The sequence below is a fragment of the Arachidicoccus sp. BS20 genome (assembly GCF_001659705.1).
GTDB lineage: Bacteria > Bacteroidota > Bacteroidia > Chitinophagales > Chitinophagaceae > Arachidicoccus.
Genome location: NZ_CP015971.1, coordinates 1,764,627 through 1,787,313 on the forward strand (window position 1 = coordinate 1,764,627; position 22,687 = coordinate 1,787,313).

Sequence of the window (22,687 nt, forward strand, 5' to 3'; positions counted from 1 at the left end):
TTTTACCAGACAAAAGTTCCGACTGCGCCGGCAGGCAGCGTTGGAGAAACTGTTTGTCCGTTAAATTGAATATTAAAAGTGGTACTTGTAGTTGCTTTGTTTAATACAATCAAAACTCTTTTTCCGTCGGGCGTTTTAAATGCCACATTTGGCAAATTTGCTGCCGATGTTGAAGCAATTCTTACCGAACCCGGGCGGACAAATTTAGCCGCATGAGCAATGATATAATAGCTTTGATTCCGTTTCAATATAGAAGTTCCGCTGATAGTAACCGCGCCCAAACAATCTGAACAACCGCCACTTAAATGCGGATTCTGATTCGGGTCAGAAGCCAAATTCCATTCCAAAGCATTTTTGCTCCAATTGGAAGTGGCGCCTATAATTACATTCTCAATATGCCATTGTAAATCTCCGCCAAAGTCGCCGGTTGATGAAGTGTATTGTTCCGTAAAATATAAATTCTTATTCGGGAATTGATTGTGTACCGATGACATTGTTCCAATATTTCCCGCGTACAAATGAAACGCCGAGCCATCCACAAGATTATACGTATCCGGGTCGCTCAAAATATCGGTAGCATATTCAGGATGGTCTAAGTTATGGTCGTACACAATAATCTTTGTTGTTATGCTGTTTGCTTTAAACGCAGGCACTAAATAATTTTTGATAAAATTATCTTCATCGGTATCCTGCATCAGCATCGAAGGATTGTTGTACGCATTTAACGGTTCGTTTTGCGGCGTTACTGCATCAATGGTAATGCCTGCGGCTTTCATTGCCTGAATATATTTTACAAAATAGTTCGCATATATGCTGTAACATTCAGGTTTCAAAATACCCGGATTATCGCCGCCACCGTAAAGATTATTATTGGTTTTCATCCATGCCGGTGCGCTCCAAGGTGTAGCAATGATTTTAATATTTGGATTTAAGGCTAAAATCTTTTGCAGCACAGGAATCAAATCCGTTTTTTCTTTATCAATGCTGAAGTTTTGTAAGGTTGAATCACCCGGCGTATCGTCGTAAGTAAAAGCCGTTGCACTCAAATCCGATGCACCGATGCTTAACCGCAAATAGCTTACGCCGATGTGTGTAGAATCTGCCAGAAAAAGCTCTTTCAACAAGTCATCTTTTGTTGTAGCATCCAGGCCATTGATGAGCGAAGCGCTTCCGCCCGTAAGCGCGTAGCCGAAACCGTCAATGCTCTGGAATTGCCGGGTTGCATCTACATTAATGGTTGCATTACTATTTGAAGATGAGGAAAAATTCAACGCAATATTTTGCTGTTTAAAAAGAGCGGTTTTATCGGGCGTGGTAAGCCAAAATGCTACATCTGTCTTCACATAAGCGCAATAAACTTCTATGCCCAACACTGTATCTTTTTTCAAAGAGCCATTGTATGCTGTTACTTGTATAGGATAAGTAGTAACAGTTCCAGGGTTAGCCGTAAAAGCATAACTTACTGTTCCGCCATCGGGATTATTTAACGTAAAAGTTTTGTTGTTTTCTGTGGGCAAAATAATCTGATAGTTTGTAGCATTAGTAGCAGATACGGTAATATTAACCCCGCCGCTTCCATCGCCCTTTGGCGATGTGCTTGTTGCACCGACTACCTGCGCTGATACTTTTAAACCGGTAGGAGCTTTAGGTGTATTTGAAGTTGATGGTATATCATTTTTTGAACAGGCTGTTCCGCAAAATATTAACACGAAACACAACAAAACCAGATTGCCTTTTTTTGCGCAATTCATTTCTACAAAATTGATTTCAGAAACATTAATTATAAACCCTTACATAATCCACATACATTGTTGAACTGGAACCGAGATTGATCGAGCCGGGAGTATTATCCTTGCTACCTAAGCTCCCACCTATCGCTACATTGAAAATGAAGAAGAAATTCTGACCGAACGGCATATTCGAATTATTCGCGACACTATCAACTTTTACACCGTCCACGTAAAAAGCAATATGGTCGGCTCTCCAGTCCATTTGATATAAATGAAAATCGCTATTCAATCCAGAAACAGTTAGTTTTTTATTAGTATCCTGTCTGTTCGAACTTGTTCCCCAGTGCAATGAGCTTCCCACAACATCTGTGCCCCATACTGTTCCGGCTTCCATTAAATCGATTTCGCCACACGCAGGCCATGCCACACCAGTATTGATGTTATTTCCCAACAGCCAAAGCGCAGGCCAAGTACCTGCATCGCCCGGAAGCTTTGCTTTTATTTCTACTTTACCATACTGGAAAGAATATTTATTGGCAGTAGTTATTCTCGCAGACGTGTAATTAAATCCGCTGTTGTTATAATTAGGAGAACTAAGTGCCGTAATTTGCAGATACCCGTTCTTCTCGCTTACATTTGCCGCATCGCTTGTGTAATATTCTAATTCATTATTTCCCCAACCGTTGTTGTTTCCGCTTTCGTAATTCCAGATATTGGTATTTAACGCGGTGCTGTCAAATTCATCTGACCATAACAAAATAGTTCCCGGCGCAGTTGCTGCTTTACAATATACTGTTACATAGATGGTCGTATCTTTTTTTACGGTATTGCAATACGCTGAAATATTTATGGGATATTTGGTAGTAGTGCCCGGCGCAGATGCAAACGTACAGTTTACTGTTCCGCTGGCGCTATTCACGGAAAACGATTTACTTTCTGTAGGTAAACTTACAACGTAAGAAGTAACGTTTTTGCCGGAAAGAGTAAGATTTACCATACCGCTGCCGTCGCCGTTTGGAGTAGCATCCGTAACACCTACTATTTGTGCATTGTACGACAAATCGGTTGGCGTTGCGGGCGGTTGATAGTTACTGCCGCCTTTGCCGCAAGCGAGCAGCAAAGAAAAAACCGGCAGGCAGAATAATATTGATTGATTGATGCGTTTCATTTTATTTTTAATTAAAATTTAATCAGATGTCTAATAAGTTACTCCTATAACAACAACTGAGTTACTGCTCAGTTGTGCACTACCATAAATCTGTACAGTTGCTCCCTGGGTCATATAAAATGATTTCGCTAAAGTTGATGTCCCTTGGATATATGTGGTACCATCTGTAAAAGTAGCACCGCTAATATTGAAATTGTAACTATCAGAACCCACACATGTTACAGAAACATTTACTAAGTGACCATCCTGTGCTTTTATAATCCAACTTCCAGCTGGGCTAACATCTCTACCAAGTACAATCGAGCTTTTCCCGTCAATTGAAGGGTCAGGAGTGGATGATGTAGTGGAATAGAAATGAATACCTACTTCTCCCTGTCCTAAAGCACTATTATTTATTATTTGAGTACATTCTCCCAATGTTGCACCAGATGATGATATTGGTGTCCAATTTATAGTTGAAGGAGTATTAGATTCGGTAGTTAATGAAATATTATTCATCTGCAAGACAGACTGATTTGGATATTGGGTAGTAGAAGTAATCTGATTAGGGTCTTCCAAGACCTCATAAGCATCCATTATATTAGGGATATAAGGATATTGACCTCCATTAGAGGTATTTCCTTCTACTATATTTAATGTTATGTTCGGATAATTAGTAAATCCACAAGTGTAATTATTTGACCCATCAGACGCAACTCCTGTGCGATTTATTACACCTTGTAAATTAGTTCCTACAGGAACTGTTATTGGAGAACTATAAGCTGCAGAACTATTAGACAATATACACCAATTTGCTATAGTCCAATATGCACCACCCCACACATTATTGCTGCCCCACTGTAAAACAGGCTGAATAAGTGGCGCTGATGTGGGAGACGGGCTTATTCCATTCCATAAATAGAATAAGTGATTTACATCCCCCGGATTATTAGTAGGGTTAGCTGGCACAGTCCAATTTGTAGCAAAGTACGTTATAGGAGATGTAAATTGTGCCTGTGAATAAGTAACCCAATTATCGCCATCAACTGAACCACTGGGAGCAGTCAGATTATTATTTGTTGAATTAACACTTAGAGATGTATCAGACGAGATATTCCCAATATCTTCCACAATTGCTGATGTTTTTGTTTCTACTCTATAAGCATGACCGCCCTTAATTAATAAGCGATATCCCTGTTTTATAAGATGGACATTTTCGGCTTTCATTAAAATTCCCGATGGAGTCATAACATATCCTTTGGGTATCGCAGAGCTGATTGTATTTACAACAGGGTTAATTGTATTATTCTCATCATCAACCATATTATTCTTATCATCAACAACCTTTTTACAAGAAGAAATAAGAAAAACAGATAGCAAAAGGCTATAAATAAATACTTTATCTGTAAGCCTTTTAAAATTAACTTTTTTCATAGTTTTTATTTTAAATTAAAATTAATAATACAAACGGATTCTTATGGGTTGCTTTGTGTAAGTCCTCACAAATAATATAGTGATAAATTGTAATAAATACAATATCAATAGCTTGTACAATTTTATAATTTCTTATTGGACGATGAAAACACCGCCCAATAAGAAAAACAGCTTTTAGTTTTTAACCTCTAACGATAAGATTTATACTTGAATCCCCACCAATTACCAGTAGCACCTACGTCTGCTACATCTACTCCGAAGATAATTTCATCATAAGTTCCACCTGCATCAGTTTGATTCAGTGATACTCTCAACACATCATAAGTAACAGACGGTAATGTAGGCGTTACCTGCTCAACAGTATTGGATTTATCGGGTAATCCTAAATGGGCGCCAATTCCATTTACGGTAACTGTTCCCAATCCCATAGCGCCTGCCGGAGCAGGAGCAACTGTATAAGTAAAATTACCCGAAGTCCAAGCCTTATCTGCGGGATAATTAGCGGCAAAAGTAGCGGAGTTATAATTTCCTGCACCTAAAGCCGGGTTCAAAGCCCTCGTCCATGGAGAACCGTTCCCGTCTACATATATGGTATTACCATCGTTATAAGCGAGATTGCCTGCTTTGTTAAATACAAAAGTAGTTGTATCATCAAAGTATGCATCACGACCGGTTCCGTCAGTAGCTAATTCGCCATACTGCCCGAAATAATACCATGCCCCGCCACCGCCGGCATCCATTGCGCTTAATACATCAGCATAACTGTCAAACAATGTAACGGTAGCAGTAACTCTGGTAGGCACCCATGCTCTTTGCGTTTTGCCTATACCGGAACCGGTTAAAATGCCTAATAACGTGGTAGGGCCTACTGCGAACGGATTGTCTTTGTCTATGGTTACTGTTTGCTGAACAGTATCGGACAATCCGCCGGGACCAGCAGCTGCCATTTTCACATTGTAAGTACCTGCAAATACAATAGCAAGTTTTACAGTATCACCGGTATAGGTGCCAATAGACTTGCCTTCGTTGTCTGTAACATTCCAATATCCGGTCATTGAATTTGTGCTGGTGTTAATCAACTCAAGATTTTGAGCCGCCGAGTCGCTTGTCGGTGTCAGCATATTGTAGGTGAAACTTGCCGCTGGCGCAGAAGTATTTAAAGTCGGTTCACTTTTTGAGCACGAATTTAATGCGCCAATAGCCAGCCCTCCTGCAATGACAGATTTTATAATATTTTTCATAATAATATCTTTTTAATAAAAAATTTTAGAGATACCGTATAAAATTAGTTTAGTGGTTATAACCCGGATTTTGTACCATTTGCGTATTGGGGAATTCGGATAATGGAATAGGTAAAATCTCATTTTTGCCTGCCGTAAAATGTTTAGAGAATCCTTTTTCCATATTGTTCAATACTTTATCTGCATCGCCCCAACGAACCAGGTCAAAAAAACGATGACCTTCTGTTGCCAGTTCCAGATGACGTTCATTTTTAATAGCATCCATTGTAATGGGCACAGAAGATAATCCTACTCTTGCACGAACTGCATCTAATAAGGCTTGAGCGCGGCTTTTATCGCCGCCGCCCTGTACCAGCGCTTCTGCTTCCATAAGATAAGTGTCTGCTAAACGAATTTCAATATAATCAACACCATAGTTTAAATAAGGGTCGCCGCCTGTACCAAGATATTGCTGCAAGGGAGCATATTTTACCACGTTGTACCCGGTATAAGGAAAGCCTAATGTAAATGGAGTAGCGGAATAAGCACACAATCCGGCATTGGCAAAACTATCTATATTGTAAATGGTATATTTATAGCGCGGGTCATATTTTCCGTTTGTTACCATAGCATCATACAAATCGTATGAAATGGGTGTAAATCCCCAACCTGTTACTATCGTGGGGGCCGGAGCGCTTTTAAAGCTGTAATTTCTGGGACCGCACATAACGGCATACATATTTCCCGTGAGGGTATTTCCACTCCAGTCGCCAAACTTTTGACTGTTTGAATGTTGAATTTCCAAAATAGCTTCCGAGTTAAACTTCTGGGTAAAAATATCGCCATAGTTAGCCATTAAATGATATCCATATTGACTGGTACCACCCGGTGTTCCATTTACATCTTTCAACATATTAGCCGCTTCGGTATATTTTTTATCATATAAATATACTTTACCCAGCAATGCTTTTCCGGCACCTTGCGTAGCGCGACCATTATCCGAAGCATCAACTGTAACAGGCAAGTCAGGAATGGCATCATTCAAATCTTTCTCAATTTGTGTATATACATCCGCCGGAGCCGCTTGTTTTGCTGCATACACTTCGTCTAAAGATGCGGCTGTTGTAAACAAAGGCACATTGCCAAACCAACGTACCAGACGGAAATAATAATAAGCACGCAAAAATTTAGCTTCTGCCACATAACGGGCTTTGGTAGCTTCGTCCAATCCCGGCACGCCGTCTAATTTTGAAAGCAACAAATTGCTGGCGGTAACTCCCTGAAAAGCTACATCCCATAAGCCATTAGGCATGAGAGCCGGGGTTAGTGTACTCATATCGTTCATGGCAGTCCATGTTACTTGATCATTTGTACTCGCTCCGCCGGAATAACATTCGTCCGAAGCCGCATTTGCAAGTCCCTCAGGAGAACAATAGCCGTCATGGTAAGTAATACCCATAGGACCATAGGCAGCTACCAAACCAGCAAATGCCTGGTCGGGACTTGAATAATAATTACTTTCCAAGGTCTCTCCTTTTGGTTCAGGTTCCAGAAAAGACTTGGAACATGAATTTATGGTTAAAGCACCCATCAATATCAAGATGCCCAGTGATATCTTATTTCGTTTCATAATCTTCTATTTTATATAATTATTTTTTTACAATCCTACGTTTAAACCAAGAATGAATGTTCTTGCCTGCGGATAAAGCCCTTTATCCACTCCTCCGCTGATTTCCGGATCATAGCCCGTATATTTGGTAAGCGTGAAAACATTACTAACACTTGCAAATACCCGAACCGTCTGAAATTTTATAGTGCTTAACCATGACTGCGGCAAAGTGTATCCCAACTGTAAAGTTTTCAGTCTGAAATACGCACCATTTTGTAAATAAAAGCTGGATGGATTACTAAAATTATTATTAGGGTCAGCATCTGTCAAGCGCGGGTAATTACTGTTAGGATTCAATTCCGTCCACGCATCCAGTGCTTCAATTTGATAGTTTGCACCGCCTGTTGGTCCGCCTACACCCACATCTCTGCGGCGGTAAGCCTGAAATATTTTATTGCCCCAAACTCCTTGTCCGAATGCGAGCAAATCCCAGTTCTTCCATGAGAAATTAATATTAAACCCGTATATCCAATGCGGATTAGGGTCGCCAAGAAAAGTTCTGTCATCACTATTAATAACACCTTTTCCGCCGTCCGGATTATTCGGATTTTTCCACCATTTCAAATCGCCTGGTTTGGCATTTGGTTGATAAAGCTGAAAAGTACCGCCGGCATCGGTATAACCGTAAGAATTAATTTCAGCTTGTGATTTAAAAGTGCCCAATTCTTTAAACCCATAAAACGCACCTATTGGTTGCCCGACAGCCGTACGAGTCAAAGGATACAAACTTGCCTGCCATGTGGCACCGCCATCCAAATATTCTTTACCATCGCCCAAATAGGTTACTGTATTTTTATTATAAGAAATATTGCCGCTTACATTTAAACGAAAATCCTGCCCAAAGTTTTTTCGATAGCCCAGCTCCAGTTCAACACCTTTGTTGCTCATATCTCCTACGTTTGACCAAGGTTGTCCCAAATACCCTGCGAAGCCGGGTATTTGTACTGTTTGCAGCATCCCCGTAGTTTTTTTGTTATAATAGTCAAAGGTTACCGTAAAATTATGCAGCAATACGGCATCGAAGCCCGCATCAAACGATGAAGTACTTTCCCATTTCAAATCAGGATTTGACGGAGAGGTAGGTCCATAACCGATTGTAAGACCATCGTTCCCAAAAATATAGTTTCTAAGTCCACCACCTTGAATGAGTGATACGTATTGGAATGGAGACAATGACATTTCATTGCCCACCTTACCATAAGATACACGGATTTTCAAATTGTCTATCGGTGTATTTTTAGGGAAGAATTTTTCACGTGTTGCAACCCAACCAAACTGTGCAGAAGGAAAAGTAGCCCACCGATTGTTAGAACCAAATTTTGAAGAAGCATCGCGTCGTATAATACCCATGAACAAATACTTTTCGTCATAATTGTAACTTACACGACCAAAATATGACTCTAAAGTATAAACCTGATTTTCATAGCCATTTCCAACTTTTAAAGAATCGGGCAAATCCCACCCGAATGATGCATCCTCATAATTGCTAACCGGCTCTCCATAATGTGTAGCATTAACGCCTTCGCCCGTTTGCTTGGTGGCGCTACTTCCTACCATAACATCGAAGTTATGTAAGCCTATTTGTTTGCTATATGAAGCAGTATTATCCCAGTTCCAAGTTAAATTATGTTCTGCATCGCGATACTGCGAGTTTTGAGCGCCGGGCGGCGTTCTGTCATTGGTTGTATTAAGATAATAATAGGGCATATACGAAGTGGATTCTGAACCCCAGAATCCGCCTTTCACATTGATTTGTGAACGCAAATTCAAGCCATCAATAGGATTGACATTGATATAAGCATTCCCCACAAAATTATTAGACCAGCCATAATTACCCCGCTGCGTTTGTATATAAGCCAAAGGATTGGTCATTTCCTGTTGTACATTGGGCGATATTGAATAATACATTCCATTAGGCGCCTTTACCAAATAAGGAATAACCCTTGTCGGGTACGTTCCGGGATTTGCTGCAACAAACTCCGAATCCACATACACCGGTGTAATGGGGTCTAAATTTAAAGCTGCGCTTAAAGGACCGCCAAATTCAGAATTAGTATTCAAGCCGGTATTATTTTTCTGATAAGTATAACTTAGGTTTTCGCCAATTTGTACATACTTACTCAATTTAAAACTGGTATTAGTAGTAAGAGAGAATTGCTTATCATAAGCAATGGACGGCGCAATGATACCTTGCGTTCCTCTATATCCCGCTGACAGAAAATAGGTGGATTTCTCAGTACCGCCACTCACATTGATATCATGATTCTGATAGAGTGCATTATTGCTGAATATTTCATCCTGCCAATTAGTACCACTACCATAAATTGAAGGCGAAGGATAAGGAACCGGATTACCATCATTGATAGCAGCTTCATTTCTCAGCTCTGCATATTGCGTAGCATTAGCCATTTTTACTTTTGTAATGGGACGTTGCCAACCTATTTGCCCACTGTAATTAATACGCATAGGAGCATTTAAAGCACCTTTCTTCGTAGTAATAATAACAACTCCATTTGAAGCCCGGCTTCCATAAATAGCACCCGAAGCGGCATCTTTTAACACTTCCATAGAAGCGATGTCGTTAGGATTCAGATAATCAATTCCCCCGTTCATTACAACACCGTCCACAACATAGAGAGGGTCGCTGTTGTTAATAGTAGTTGTACCTCTAATTCTGATAGTTGGTGCCGAGCCGGGAGCACCGGAACTTTGTGTTACCATAACGCCGGCTGCCTGCCCACGCAAGGCATCATCAAAACGGGTAATCTGCTTATTGGCAATATCTTTCGCAGTTACCTGAGCAATAGCGCCCGTTACCAGACTTTTCTTTTGTGTTCCGTAACCGATTACTACAATATCATTCAGTTCGGTTGTTACTGCTTGTAATTGAATATCCGACAGCGTAGCGCCGCTTACCGTAATCTCTTTTGAAGTATAGCCGGTATATGAAATAACCAGCACATCGCCTGTTTGAGCGTCAATTGAAAATTTACCGTCATCTGTTGTTAATGTACCTTTTGTTGTTCCTTTTATTTGGACAGAAACGCCGCCGAGTCCTTGTCCGGAACTGTCAACAACTCGTCCGGTTACAGGCTGTTGAAAATTATCAACATAATTGAATTTGAATATTCGCGCTTTTGCCCATCCCGACAAAAGAACAAACATTAGTAGTAAAACTAAAATCGGAATAACCGACATCGTGTGTTTCATTTTTTGCATGTTATCAAATTTGGATTTTGAAAAATGTTTGTTACAAAATATTTATGCTTAAAAGCTGTGTGTTCAAATAAGATATATTTATAAATTATTTGCTCCAATCAATAGCTGCTGATTGTGTATCGCGAGAATTACTGCCGATGCGAACGATAAATTCTCCTGCGTCCCAATCGTATTTTAAATCATAATCATAATACTTCAAATCGTTTGGCGTAATGTTGAACGTCACATCTCTGCTTTCTCCCGGCTGGAGAAAAACTTTTTGGAAGCCTTTCAAATCTTCCACGCTGCGCGTAACTCTTGCAACCGGGTCGGTAATGTAAAGTTGTGCCGTTTCTTCGCCTGCAAATTTTCCCGTGTTGGTAATGGTTACCGTCGCTTTCACGGTTTCATTGCCGGAAGGTTTTGCATTGGAAAGCCTGATTTTTCCGTAAGAAAAAGTTGTATAACTCAAACCAAAACCGAACGGATACAGCGGCTCGTTTGACACATCGAGATAATCGGATTTATATTTTGTGCCTGCTCCGTCTTTTATTTCGTCATAATATCTTCCCGTATTTTTTCGGTTGTAATAAATAGGCACTTGTCCTACATCTTTCGGAAACGACATGGTAATTTTACCCGAAGGATTATATTTTCCGAACAACACATCAGCAACGGCATTTCCGGCTTCCGTGCCGCCGAACCAAACATCAAGAATCGCATCGCAATTATCATTTTCCCAATTGAGTGTGAGCGGTCTTCCGTTGAACAAAACGGCTACCAGCGGCTTACCCGTCTGCTTCAACGCTTTTAATAATTTTTCCTGACTTGCAGGAATATTGATGTGCGTACGGCTTGCAGATTCGCCGGTCATATCTGCTGCTTCGCCTACAACAGCAACAATTACATCGGATTGCTGTGCTGCTTTTACGGCATCCGCAATCATTTGCTCGGGCGTTCTTTTGTCGGTAGAGATTTCGTTTTTAAAAACATTTACCCTCTTTTTCAACAGCGCATCGTCCGTAATGTTTGCGCCTTTTTGATAAATGATATTTACATTACTTCCGACCAGACTTTTAATTCCGTCTAAAACAGAAACGGCATCGGCAGTTTCGCCTGCAACATTCCATGCACCCAGCATATTTTCTTTTGAATCTGCCAGCGGACCAATAACAGCAATTGTACCTTTGGTTTGTAAAGGCAAGGTTTGTTGGTTGTTTTTGAGTAAGACAAAAGAATGTTCCGCCGCTTTTCTTGCGAAATTTTTGTTTGCCTGTGTAAGAATCTCTTTAGCAGGTCTTTCGGGATTGATGAATAAATAAGGATTTTGAAATAATCCCAGCTTATATTTGGCTTCCAGTATAACGCGGCAAGCATCATCAACGGTCTGTTCGGACACTTTTCCTTCGCCTATTAATTGTTTCAAAGTATGTAAATAATGTTCGCCCACCATTTCCATATTTGTACCTGCATTTATAGCAAGCGCCGAAATGGTTTTCTCGTCGCCGAGACCGTGATTCATCAGTTCGCCTACTGCAGAATAGTCACTCACGGTAAACCCTTTAAAATTCCATTGTTTGCGTAGCACATCCGTCAGCAACCATTTATTTGCAGAAGAAGGAAGCCCGTTTAAATCGTTGAACGAAGTCATCACGCTGCCGACGCCCGCATCCACGGCGGCTTTGTATGGAGGAAAATAATATTGATACATTTGTTGCGGACTCATATCTACGCTATTATATTCCCGTCCCGCGACAACCGCACCGTACAATGCAAAATGTTTTACACATGCCATCACAGTATTGTCCGAACCGAAATTTTGCTGATAACCCTCAACCATTGCCTTCGCCATTTGAGAACCGAGAAAAGGGTCCTCGCCGCTGCCTTCAACCACGCGCCCCCAACGGGCATCGCGGGAAATATCTACCATTGGAGAGAACACCCAGTTAACGCCATCGGCAGACGCCTCAATAGCAGCAATTCTTGCAACCTGTCTTACCAGCGCAGTATCCCAACTTGCAGAAAGTGCCAATGGAACGGGGAAAATAGTTTTGTGTCCGTGAATGACATCCAGTCCGAAAATCAACGGAATATGTAAACGGGAATTTTTCACAGCGATGTCCTGTAGTTTTTTTATCCGGTTCACATCCCAAATGCCAAACAAACCGCCCATTTCCCCGGAAGAAATTCTTTGATTAATATCTTTACTGATTTCATTTCCCGTAACAGCCCCGCCGGAAACAACCGATAAATTTAATTGTCCTATCTTCTCATCCAAAGTCATTTTTGACATAAGATTGTCAATAAATTCTTTTTCCTGCTGCGCAAATAACAGAGGGTTGTGCAAAAAAATAATAATAGCTATACTAAAAATTTTTACGATTGATTTTTTCATTTTATGACTAAAAATTAAATGTTCGTTATTTGCCGAACGGAAGCACTTACAAAAGATTGTTTGTTAAAACGATAGGCAAAGTTTCGGAAATATTTATCCTAATCCAAATTAACAAGCACTACATTACCACTACAAATTAAAATATTATAATTGATAATCAATTATTTATAACCAAACAATTAACAATTGTTATTTTATTTTCGATTTTGAGAAATTATTTTATAGCTTTAACATATAAAATAGGAATCCCAGGAAGCATTCACAAAAAAATTATGAAGCCTCACGTTTTTTTATATTTTCTTTTTTTGATGGTCGTGCTGCCCTTCAGATTGTTTGGGCAAAACATCATTGGCGCTCCGGACATTATTTATTATGATAATGAAGATTTTAATGCAGGTGCGCAAACGTGGATGATGGGACAAGATAAGTTTGGCATTATGTATTTAGGCAATGCCGACGGGCTGGTAACTTACAACGGAAAAGAATGGAAAATATATCCCTTGCCAAACAAAACGCTTATCCGTTCCGTAAAAATAGATAATGACGGGAAAATTTACGTAGGCGGGCAGGACGAGTTTGGTTATTTTTTTCCCGATAAAAAAGGCGACCTCGCCTATCATTCTCTTACCAATTTATTTCCCGCGGAAGACCAAACTTTCGGAGATGTATGGAATATTTCGATAATAGGAAAAGATATTTTTATCCGCTGCGCAAATGAAATTTTTCATATCAGACCGGATAAAAAAACAGAAGTTTTCAAATCATCTACACATTGGCTGTACATGGCGGATGTGAACGGGAAAATATATGCGCAAGACCAAAGCGCCGGTTTACTCGAATACCGCAACGGTCAATGGATATTGTTAACACGCGCCGTTCTCAATACTATTATTACCGGCGTTTTGCCCATGAACACAGGCAATCTGCTTGTCGCTACCTTGAAAAACGGCGCTTTCGTTTTTTCCGAAAAAGGACAATTATCTTCTCTGCCGGTCGATAGTAAAATTATCGGCGACCATATTTACACAACCTGTAAAATAAACAGCAACGAATATGCTTTGGGAACTACTTCCGGCGGCGTTTATTTTATTGATAATCAAGGAAAAACGACTCGACACCTGTCGCACAATCTCGGTTTGCAGAACAACAATATCCTGAGCATGTTTCTGGACAAGGACAAAAATTTATGGCTCGGATTAGACAAAGGCATTAATAAAGTAAGCATCAACTCTGCCATACAAAAAATATTGCCTGTTGACGGCGCGCCTGCCGCTTGTTACACCGCTTGCATTTTCGACCATAAAATTTACATCGGCACGTCGGACGGATTGTATTCTTCTCCGCTCACACTGCCCGAAAACGAAGACCTGAGTTTTTCGGACGGGAATTTTTCAAGAGTAGAAAATTCCGGCGGGCAGGTTTGGAGCCTCTTCAATACGAAGCATCAATTACTGATGGGCCATACCGATGGCGCTTTTACCATCAAAAACAATAAAGCAATTCCGATTTTCAAAGGAACCGGCGCGTGGTTATTCAAAAACCTGCCTTCAGCTAACACTCATGAAAATAATCTTTTAACGGGAACTTATTTTGGACTGAATCGTTTGACCAACATAAACGAACAGGTTTCAGATTCAGGACAAGTGAAAAACAGCATCAACGAATCGTTCCGTTTTCTGGAAATAGATTCTCTTCATCATGTTGTGTGGAGCGCGCATCCGTATCACGGCATTTACAAAATATCCATGAACAGCAGTATGGATACCGTCATTTCAACCAAATTATATACACAAAAAAACGGCTTACCAAACAGTCTGAACAATTATGTTTATTCGATAAACCGGCAAATCGTTTTTTGTACAGACAGCGGCTTATACCGCTATGATGCACAATACGATAATTTTGTAAAAGACAAACAATACCAAAACATATTTGGCAATATGCCGCTAAGAAGTGTAACGGAAGACGATAGCGGCAATATTTGGTTTGTGTCGAAAAAAAAGCTGGGCGTTGCGCTGAAAGACGGACATATCCGCTATTTCCCGGAAGTTACAGGAAAACTGATTGCAGGATTTGAATATGTTTACCCGTTAAACCAGCAAAACATTTTCGTAGGTTCTTCCAACGGAATGATTCATATCAATTTTGAAAAGTACCGGCAGCATCACGACGGCATGGGACTTGTATTCAACAAAATTATTGCTATTGGCAAAAAAGATTCTTTATTATTCAACGGCTACTTTTCTACCGGAGACAGTATTTATGAAACACAACAAAAAAACAATATCGCAACATTGCCTGCATCGTTCAGCTCCATTCATGTTGAATTTACTTCGCCGGAATATACTTTGCATAACAACGTGCAATACAGTTTTCTACTCGAAGGCTTTGACAGAAACTGGAGTACATGGAATGCGCGAAGCGAAAAAGATTATACCAATCTCCCTTATGGAAAATACATTTTCCGGGTAAAAGCAAAAGACAATTTCAACAACGAATCGAAAGAACAGGAATATACTTTTATCATCAGTCCGCACTGGTATCAAACCATACTTGCTTATTTGTTATACATCGCAGCGACAGTGGTATTTGTCTTATTACTTGGAAAATATCAGTCCCGCAAATTCGACAAGCAGCGCCTCAAATATGAAGAAGAACAAAAGCAACTGCAATATCTGCATCAGCTGGAACTGGAACATAATGAACGGGAAATTATTCAACTGCAAAAAGAAAAACTGGAAAACGAGGTAACATACAAAAACAAAGAACTTGCGCTTACGACCATGCACCTGTTCAAACGAGGGAAATTACTTTCCAAAATAAAAGAAGAACTGGTAGATTCCGTAAAAGATATTCCGCCAAAAGAAAGGTCGAGCGAGCTGATGAAGCTGATAAAAATGCTAAACGAAGCAGAAAAGCAGGACAATGACTGGGAACAGTTTGCCGTGCATTTCGATGATGTCCACAACAACTTTTTACAAAATTTAAAACACGCATATCCCAATCTTACACAAGCCGACTTAAGAATATGTGCGTATCTCAAAATGAATTTATCATCCAAAGAAATAGCGCAATTACTAAATATTTCGTTGAAAAGCGTAGAGATTGCACGGTACAGGCTGCGCAAAAAATTAAGCATTACAGACTCAAATGTAAACCTGTACGATTTTCTGGTAGAAACGAAGTGATGGATGTAAATGTTTTTATCCCACAAATTTTACAGCCGGGTTTTTACTTCAATTTCTTAACTTAGAGCGATTTTGATTTCTCCAAATTTAATTTTCCGATAATGAGACACGGATTGCTTTTAGTAAGTTGTTTACTGTTTATATTTTCCCGCGGCATGGCGCAACGCGAAGCCAACGTTGAAGTTCGGGTCGATGCTTCTTCGGGAAACTATACTATTAGTTCAAAAAAATTACATTGGACATTTTCGGGAACTGTCGGACAAGCACTGCAGCAACTCCAGACAACAACAAGTCGCGACGAAGTCGGCGTTTATGAAAGCTATAAATTTACATGGAATAATGGTCTTTATGCAGGAACAATCCGCCGTTACAAACAATCGCCTGTTGTGATTTTTACATTGACTTTGCCAAAAGGCACTAATGCTCCGTTGCCAGAATTTCCGAACTTCAATTCATTTCCTGCTTCATTGCATCATTTCAGCTATCACGATGATGTTTTTGCTGCGCCTAATTTTTTGTTGAATCACACATCCACTCCATGGTTGTTATTTGACGATGCCAACCGGGCTTGCATAATTTCTCCCGCATCGCATTTCATCGTTGCCAAAATGAAAGGCGACGGTGTTCATAAAATTGCAAGCGGACTCAACGAAGAAATACAGCAATATCCCGAAGAATTTAGTTATTCCACTATTATGGTATTAGATACAGGCATCCGCAAAAGCTGGAACAATTGGGGAACTGCCCTGCGCAATTTGTATCACAGAAAATATCCGGATAATGATAAAGATTCTCTTTTAAAATATTTCGGCTACTGGACAGATAATGGCGCCGACTATTACTACAATTACGATACAACAATCGGCTATGTAAACACTTTGCTGAAACTAAAAAAATACTATCAGCAGCAAGGTATTCCTTTGGGTTATATGCAACTGGACAGTTGGTGGTATGAAAAATCTGTTTACGACCCGGACGGACAACCGATTGCCGACCACAAAAACAAAAATCTTCCTTACGGTGCGTGGAATCGCTACGGCGGATTACTGGAATATAAAACAGATTCTTTTTTATTCCCGAAAGGTTTAACCGATTTTCAGCAAAAGCTTGGCTTACCGCTGGCTACGCACAACCGTTGGATAGATGCTACAAGCCCGTACATTCAACGATTCAGGATTTCGGGCGTTGCTGCAATCGACACAAATTATTGGAAAGAAATAATGAACTACATCCATGCTTCCAATGTAGTTTGCTACGAACAAGATTGGTTAAACTATATTTATAGTAAAACACCTAAAATGGCTTCGGATTTAACTGTCGGCGATTTGTTTACCGACGGCATGGCAAACGAAGCAGACAAGCTGGACATACATTTGCAATACTGCATGGCAATGCCGCGTTATTTTCTGCAAGGTTTAAAATACAATAACCTTACCACCATACGCACCAGTGAAGACCGCTTTGATCCGGGCAAATGGTATCCCTTTATTTTCACATCACAGCTTGCCTACGAAACAGGTGCAATGCCTTGGTGCGATGTATTTAAAAGCAATGAACTGGGCAATATGATACTTTCTGTGTTATCGTCCGGTCCGGTGGGAACAGGCGATGCAATCGGCAAAGAAAACAAGCACAATATTTTTCTCGCGTGCAGAGAAGACGGTCAGTTGGTTCGCCCCGATATTCCTATTCTTCCTTTGGATAAGGATTATATTGCATTGGCAAAAAAACAGCAAACGCCGCTGCTCGCTTATACTTATACACAACATCAAAACATTACAACAAATTATCTATTTGCATTTTGCAACAAGCGAAATAGCATTAGAACATTTTCTGTCTCTCCTTCCGAAGTGCACATGAAAGGAGAAATTGTGGTATATAACCCGCTTACAGGAAAGATTGCAGATATGCACACAAGCGGCACAACCACATTTGCAGATTCAATTCCTTCGTCAAATTATACTTATTATATTTTCGCGCCGGTAACTTCATCGGGCATTGCGTTTTTGGGCGATAAAAATAAAATTGCGGCAACAGGCAAAAAGAGAATCGCATCTATCATTTCCAAAAGAAAGCATTTGAAAATAAAAGTTCTTTTTGCAACGAACGAAAAACAGGTCGTATTGCAAGGCTATTGCAAAAGCGATATCAAGTCCAACCAGGGAACATTACAAATCAATAATTCAACACATTTATTCCAACTCATAGTCGATAAACCTGAGAATAAAAATGAGACCGAAATAGTTTTATCAAGAAAATAAAAGCGCTTTACCTGATAATTTTCAGCTTTGCATAATTCAGCATAATTTTCTTTTCGCCGTTCAAATTAAAATTAACTGTTGCAATTCTGTTATGCGCGGCGCCTTCCATTTTTACAACTATTCCGAAACCGAATTTTTGATGTTCTACTTTATCGCCTTCGGCTAAGTCGCTTGTATCGCTTGGGACAAATTCGCCCTGCGGTTTATGCTCAATTACTCTTGGTGCAACAGGCGGCTGCGATGGCAACGAAGATGTAGTTTTTGTTTTAGGAACCGGCGGCGGACCGTATCTTCTTTCCGCTTCGGTTGCACTGTTATTGCGGAAGCCGAAAGCATTTCCATTGTTCAACCCGCTCGACGTATAAGCACTGCCTCCTGCATTTTTCCTGTCAACTAATTCTTTGGGCATTTCATCTATAAAACGGCTTGGGTCGTTCTGCACAAGATTGCCAAAACGATAGCGCGTATTGGCATACGTGAGCCAGAGCTTTGATTTGGCACGGGTTACAGCCACATAAAACAATCGGCGTTCTTCTTCCAATTCCTCTCGCGTATTGATGCTCATTCCGCTTGGAAACAATGTTTCTTCCAGCCCGCCAACGAACACCACAGGAAATTCCAAACCTTTAGCTGCATGTATCGTCATCAGTTTTACAACATCGCCTGTCCCATCGTCTTTATCGGCATCTGTCAATAAAGTAATTTGCTGCAAATACACGCCGAGCGATTGCGCGTTCTTGGTGTCTTCGGTACTTACATTATCAATCAAAATGCCGTCTTCATCGATTTGCGAAAGCGAATCTTGCGTATCAACCCACTCACGAATAGAGTTCAGTAATTCCTGCACGTTCTCATAACGTGCCAACCCTTCCGTAGTTTTATCGCTGAACAATTCTTTTATCAAACCTGTATGTTTGCCCATTTCCGTTGCTACTTCAAAGGCATTTTTTTCTTTTAATAAAGATTGAAAATAACGAATCATGGTAACGAAGTTTTTAATCGATTCCAAGCCGCCGCCTTTCGCGCCAAATTCGCCTGCGCGTTCCAGCGTTTCCCAAAGCGTGATGTTACTTTCATTGGCAATGGTTTGCAATTTTTCCATTGTGGTTTTGCCGATGCCGCGCACAGGATAATTGATAATTCTTTTCAACGCTTCCTCGTCGCGCGTGTTGCCAATGACGCGCAAGTATGCAATAAAATCTTTGATTTCTTTTCGTTGATAAAAGCTCAAGCCGCCGTAAATTTTGTACGGAATACCCGCTCGACGCAGGTTTTCTTCATACGAGCGGCTTTGCGCATTGGTTCTGTACAAAATAGAAAAATCGCTGTTGTTGTAATGATTGCGAAGCTTTTGTTCCTGAATGGTTGAGGCGACAAATTTACCTTCATCATTGTCAGTCATTGTGCGGACGAGATAAATTTTTTCGCCGTCGGAATTGTCTGTCCACAAGGCTTTCGGTATTTGTCCTTTATTGTTTTGAATCACGGCGTTCGCAACATTCAAGATGCTTTTTGTACTGCGGTAATTCTGTTCCAGCTTTACCACTTTTACATCGTCATAATCTTTTTGGAACTGTAAAATATTTTCAATCGTAGCCCCGCGAAAACTGTAAATGCTTTGCGCGTCATCGCCCACTACGCAAATATTTTCGTGTGCCGCAGCCAGCAATTTCGTAATTTGATACTGCACGGGATTTGTGTCCTGATACTCATCAATCAATACATATTTAAACTTGTGCTGAAACTTGTGTAGCACTTCGGGAAACGTGTTCAGGAGTTCATACATTTTCAGCAATAAATCGTCAAAATCCATTGCGCCGTTTTTGAAGCAACGCTTCGCGTAAGCTTCGTAAATTTTCGCAATCGCCGGACGGTTGGCGCGCATATCTTCCTGCTGAATGTAATAATCTTCGGCGTATTGCAAAGGTCCGATTAATGAGTTTTTTGCTTGGGAAATTCTGCTCGCAACGATATTCGGCTTATAATGTTTTTCGTCCAGTTCCATTTCTTTGATAACGGTTTTCAGTACGCTTTTACTGTCGTCGCCATCGTAAATTGTAAAGCTGTTCGGATAACCCAAACGATGTGCTTCGCCACGCAAAATGCGCGCAAACACACTATGAAACGTACCGATGTATAAATTTCGTGCTTCGTGATTTCCCAACATTTTTTCGATACGCTCTTTCATTTCCGCCGCAGCTTTGTTGGTAAATGTAAGCGCGAGAATATTGAAAGCATCCACGCCCTGCGCCATCAAATGGGCAATGCGTGTAGTTAAAACTTTTGTTTTGCCGCTACCCGCTCCTGCGACAATCATCAATGGTCCGTTGATGTGCGTGGCGGCTTCGTATTGTTGCTCGTTCAGTCCTTTTAAATAGTCTTGCATAAGGCGTGCAAGTTACAAAAAGCGAGAGGGAAATTGAGGGATGATTTTGAGAAGTAAGATTTATTTTTCTTTAAAAATTTGTTTTGATTTATGATTTAAGGTTTGTACCACTATAAGCGCTGCACAACAGGAAATATCATTTTTTGTCAGCAACATATACTCATCAAAGCAATGCAGAACATCAATAATTGCGGAATGGCAAGAAAATTGCTCTTTAGAAAGAGACTTCTTTTATTTAATAACTTTAAATCCTTATGTTATGAGAAGTATTCTATGGTTAGTTGCGGTTATCTGCATTATCGTTTGGCTCTTAGGTATTTTAGGCGTAATAGTCGGCATCGGTACGAGCTATTTGATACACATCTTATTAGTTATTGCGGTAATTATAGTTCTGTACAATATTATTTCAGGCAGGAAACCTTTGGATTAATAGAAGTATTGTGATGAATTGTTTTTTGTTGAACTATTAAGCATTTTACCTATGCACGTGAGCCGGCAAAATTTGTGAAACCTTTCCAGGTCCGCTCATGGCAAGTTTTTTGCGAGCGATACAACTCGATTCCTTCTTATGAAGCGAAAGATTGCATACATAAATATTACAGATGGTTCTTCCACAACATTTAATTTTCTTCATGATTGGAAGTGTATGAAATCTTAAAACATTGAATTACTTTTATTTCAACATATCCAAGATTCCTTCATTTTGGATAATAAGCATACCCTGACGGTCTTCCGTGATACCTTCGGTTAATGTGTACGGATAGCGCGGCGTGCTGCCTTCCATCTCCGTCGGCATGTAACCAAATTGAATATTCATGTTGTTTTGTAGGGCTTCCCCTACTTCGATGATGTGTGTAGAAATGATGAATAAACAATCCCGGTATTTCGAAAACGCTTTCGTTACTTCCAATGTGCCTTCGTAAGCATCCTTCACATTCGTACCCTTGAACAGCTCATCAAACATTACCAATAAGCTCTTCTTTTGGGATACCAATTCCGCTGCCTGCTTTACCCGCAATACTTCCGCATAAAAATGACTGTAACCCAGACTGATGTTGTCAGGCACATTTATCGAACTGAACAAGCCGTCTTTTACCGTAAAACACATCTCGTCCGCTGCTACCGGAAAACCGCAGTGCGCCAGATAAAGGTTTATGCCGATGCTTTTCATCAGCGTACTTTTGCCTGCCATGTTCGCTCCCGTGAGAAAAAGAAGGTTGTGTTCCCGGTTGAAGGTTATGTCGTTTCCAACAGCATTTTTTAATGCAGGATGCCTTAGCCCTTTTACCTTTAGTTCATTGCCTTCCTTTGGTTTGGCTTCGGCATACGTAAAGTTCCTATCTTCGGCTACGCTCCCTACCGCCATGAAGACATCCAGCTCGTAAATAAACTGCAAAACAACTTCCATGTCTTTCCGCTTTGTGTGCGTCAGCAGCCGGTCAAAATAAGCAGTGTCTTTTACGGAGAGGTCTTCTTTTTTTTCTCCTTCTTTTTCTCCTTTTTTCCCGGAAAGCAACCGCAGTTTCGTGATGTCTTTGTCTGTAAGAATGGTTTGGACTTCCCTTATCTTTTCTTCGTAAGGATTGTCCTGCATATTCATATCTTCTGTGAGAAAACCGTATAGCAGTTGCAGCACCGTTGCCGCTGCGGTCAGTCCTTTTGCCTGTAAGCCGTACGCTTCGTCATGCACTAATGACGATAACGCCTTTCTCTTTAGCGTGGAGAACATACTGCCGACAGTCGTTTTACTGCCGCCGCCGTCTAAACGGTTGGAGAACAGCTCTACCTGTTCCCGCTCTAAGGGAAAACGGTAGCCGCTTTGCTGAAAGTACCGGAAAACGGTTGCCCTCCGGTTGATTTGCTCTTCGTCCGTCAGCGGCGTTTTCAGCAGCTTTTCCAGCAATTGTTCCCCGCCGGGTGTATGTGTCCGGTTGAATAGTGCATACACCGAACCGGACTGGTACCTGCCTAAAAGATTGAGCTCGTCCGTCGTTTGCTTATCGGTTATAAAAGACATTTTCTAAATGAATAATGAGTAATGAATAATTGAAGCGGATAA

General features: G+C 40.6%; 12 protein-coding genes. 3 read left to right on the plus strand and 9 right to left on the minus strand.

Annotated elements, in window-relative coordinates; translation table 11 throughout:
- Nucleotides 1-2 precede the first annotated feature (2 nt).
- The 7 genes from A9P82_RS07945 to bglX form a co-directional block, all read right to left on the minus strand.
- On the minus strand, nucleotides 3-1,751 hold the full coding sequence (locus A9P82_RS07945; RefSeq protein ID WP_066206428.1) for a glycoside hydrolase family 30 protein: 1,749 nt from the start codon (nucleotides 1,749-1,751) through the stop codon (nucleotides 3-5).
- A gap of 25 nt (nucleotides 1,752-1,776) precedes the next feature.
- Nucleotides 1,777-2,898 carry a glycoside hydrolase family 16 protein gene (locus tag A9P82_RS07950; RefSeq protein ID WP_066206430.1) on the minus strand — a complete coding sequence of 374 codons (1,122 nt, stop codon included), beginning with the start codon at nucleotides 2,896-2,898 and terminating at the stop codon, nucleotides 1,777-1,779.
- 30 nt (nucleotides 2,899-2,928) lie between these two features.
- The gene (locus tag A9P82_RS07955) at nucleotides 2,929-4,311 is read right to left on the minus strand and encodes a hypothetical protein (protein ID WP_066206433.1); all 1,383 of its coding nucleotides are present in this window, start codon (nucleotides 4,309-4,311) and stop codon (nucleotides 2,929-2,931) included.
- A 188-nt stretch (nucleotides 4,312-4,499) separates the two neighbouring features.
- Nucleotides 4,500-5,552, minus strand: coding sequence for a hypothetical protein (locus A9P82_RS07960; protein ID WP_066206436.1), 1,053 nt, complete (start codon nucleotides 5,550-5,552; stop codon nucleotides 4,500-4,502).
- A 49-nt stretch (nucleotides 5,553-5,601) separates the two neighbouring features.
- Complete coding sequence (locus A9P82_RS07965) at nucleotides 5,602-7,161, minus strand: RagB/SusD family nutrient uptake outer membrane protein (RefSeq protein WP_066206439.1); 1,560 nt, start codon at nucleotides 7,159-7,161, stop codon at nucleotides 5,602-5,604.
- Between the two features lie 27 nt (nucleotides 7,162-7,188).
- Nucleotides 7,189-10,419, minus strand: a complete 3,231-nt coding sequence (locus tag A9P82_RS07970; RefSeq protein WP_082915276.1) for a SusC/RagA family TonB-linked outer membrane protein — start codon at nucleotides 10,417-10,419, stop codon at nucleotides 7,189-7,191.
- Nucleotides 10,420-10,504: 85 nt separating this feature from the next.
- A complete protein-coding gene (bglX, locus tag A9P82_RS07975; RefSeq protein ID WP_066206442.1) occupies nucleotides 10,505-12,793 on the minus strand; it encodes a beta-glucosidase BglX in 2,289 nt (762 codons plus the stop codon).
- A gap of 272 nt (nucleotides 12,794-13,065) precedes the next feature.
- On the opposite strand from bglX, the gene A9P82_RS07980 reads away from it, so the two are divergent.
- The gene (locus A9P82_RS07980) at nucleotides 13,066-15,981 is read left to right on the plus strand and encodes a triple tyrosine motif-containing protein (RefSeq protein WP_066209731.1); all 2,916 of its coding nucleotides are present in this window, start codon (nucleotides 13,066-13,068) and stop codon (nucleotides 15,979-15,981) included.
- 101 nt (nucleotides 15,982-16,082) lie between these two features.
- Nucleotides 16,083-18,242 (plus strand): hypothetical protein, encoded by a 2,160-nt coding sequence (locus tag A9P82_RS07985; RefSeq protein ID WP_066206444.1) that lies wholly within the window; start codon nucleotides 16,083-16,085, stop codon nucleotides 18,240-18,242.
- Between the two features lie 7 nt (nucleotides 18,243-18,249).
- Here the strand turns inward: A9P82_RS07985 and A9P82_RS07990 are convergent, their stop codons facing one another.
- On the minus strand, nucleotides 18,250-20,628 hold the full coding sequence (locus tag A9P82_RS07990; RefSeq protein WP_066206447.1) for an ATP-dependent helicase: 2,379 nt from the start codon (nucleotides 20,626-20,628) through the stop codon (nucleotides 18,250-18,252).
- Between the two features lie 259 nt (nucleotides 20,629-20,887).
- On the opposite strand from A9P82_RS07990, the gene A9P82_RS15415 reads away from it, so the two are divergent.
- Entirely contained in the window at nucleotides 20,888-21,058 is a 171-nt protein-coding gene (locus A9P82_RS15415) for a lmo0937 family membrane protein (RefSeq protein WP_156522629.1), read from the plus strand.
- 243 nt (nucleotides 21,059-21,301) lie between these two features.
- Here A9P82_RS15415 and A9P82_RS07995 read toward each other — a convergent pair whose 3' ends face one another.
- Nucleotides 21,302-22,645 (minus strand): MutS-related protein, encoded by a 1,344-nt coding sequence (locus A9P82_RS07995; RefSeq protein ID WP_066206450.1) that lies wholly within the window; start codon nucleotides 22,643-22,645, stop codon nucleotides 21,302-21,304.
- Nucleotides 22,646-22,687: the final 42 nt, after the last annotated feature.

What these genes read in the sequence shown, in the direction of transcription:
- A9P82_RS07945 (WP_066206428.1), bottom strand. Translation starts at nt 1,751, where the DNA reads ATGAATTGCGCAAAAAAAGGCAATCTGGTTTTGTTGTGTTTCGTGTTA.
- A9P82_RS07950 (WP_066206430.1), bottom strand. Translation starts at nt 2,898, where the DNA reads ATGAAACGCATCAATCAATCAATATTATTCTGCCTGCCGGTTTTTTCT.
- A9P82_RS07955 (WP_066206433.1), bottom strand. Translation starts at nt 4,311, where the DNA reads ATGAAAAAAGTTAATTTTAAAAGGCTTACAGATAAAGTATTTATTTAT.
- A9P82_RS07960 (WP_066206436.1), bottom strand. Translation starts at nt 5,552, where the DNA reads ATGAAAAATATTATAAAATCTGTCATTGCAGGAGGGCTGGCTATTGGC.
- A9P82_RS07965 (WP_066206439.1), bottom strand. Translation starts at nt 7,161, where the DNA reads ATGAAACGAAATAAGATATCACTGGGCATCTTGATATTGATGGGTGCT.
- A9P82_RS07970 (WP_082915276.1), bottom strand. Translation starts at nt 10,419, where the DNA reads ATGCAAAAAATGAAACACACGATGTCGGTTATTCCGATTTTAGTTTTA.
- bglX (WP_066206442.1), bottom strand. Translation starts at nt 12,793, where the DNA reads ATGAAAAAATCAATCGTAAAAATTTTTAGTATAGCTATTATTATTTTT.
- A9P82_RS07980 (WP_066209731.1), top strand. Translation starts at nt 13,066, where the DNA reads ATGAAGCCTCACGTTTTTTTATATTTTCTTTTTTTGATGGTCGTGCTG.
- A9P82_RS07985 (WP_066206444.1), top strand. Translation starts at nt 16,083, where the DNA reads ATGAGACACGGATTGCTTTTAGTAAGTTGTTTACTGTTTATATTTTCC.
- A9P82_RS07990 (WP_066206447.1), bottom strand. Translation starts at nt 20,628, where the DNA reads ATGCAAGACTATTTAAAAGGACTGAACGAGCAACAATACGAAGCCGCC.
- A9P82_RS15415 (WP_156522629.1), top strand. Translation starts at nt 20,888, where the DNA reads ATGAGAAGTATTCTATGGTTAGTTGCGGTTATCTGCATTATCGTTTGG.
- A9P82_RS07995 (WP_066206450.1), bottom strand. Translation starts at nt 22,645, where the DNA reads ATGTCTTTTATAACCGATAAGCAAACGACGGACGAGCTCAATCTTTTA.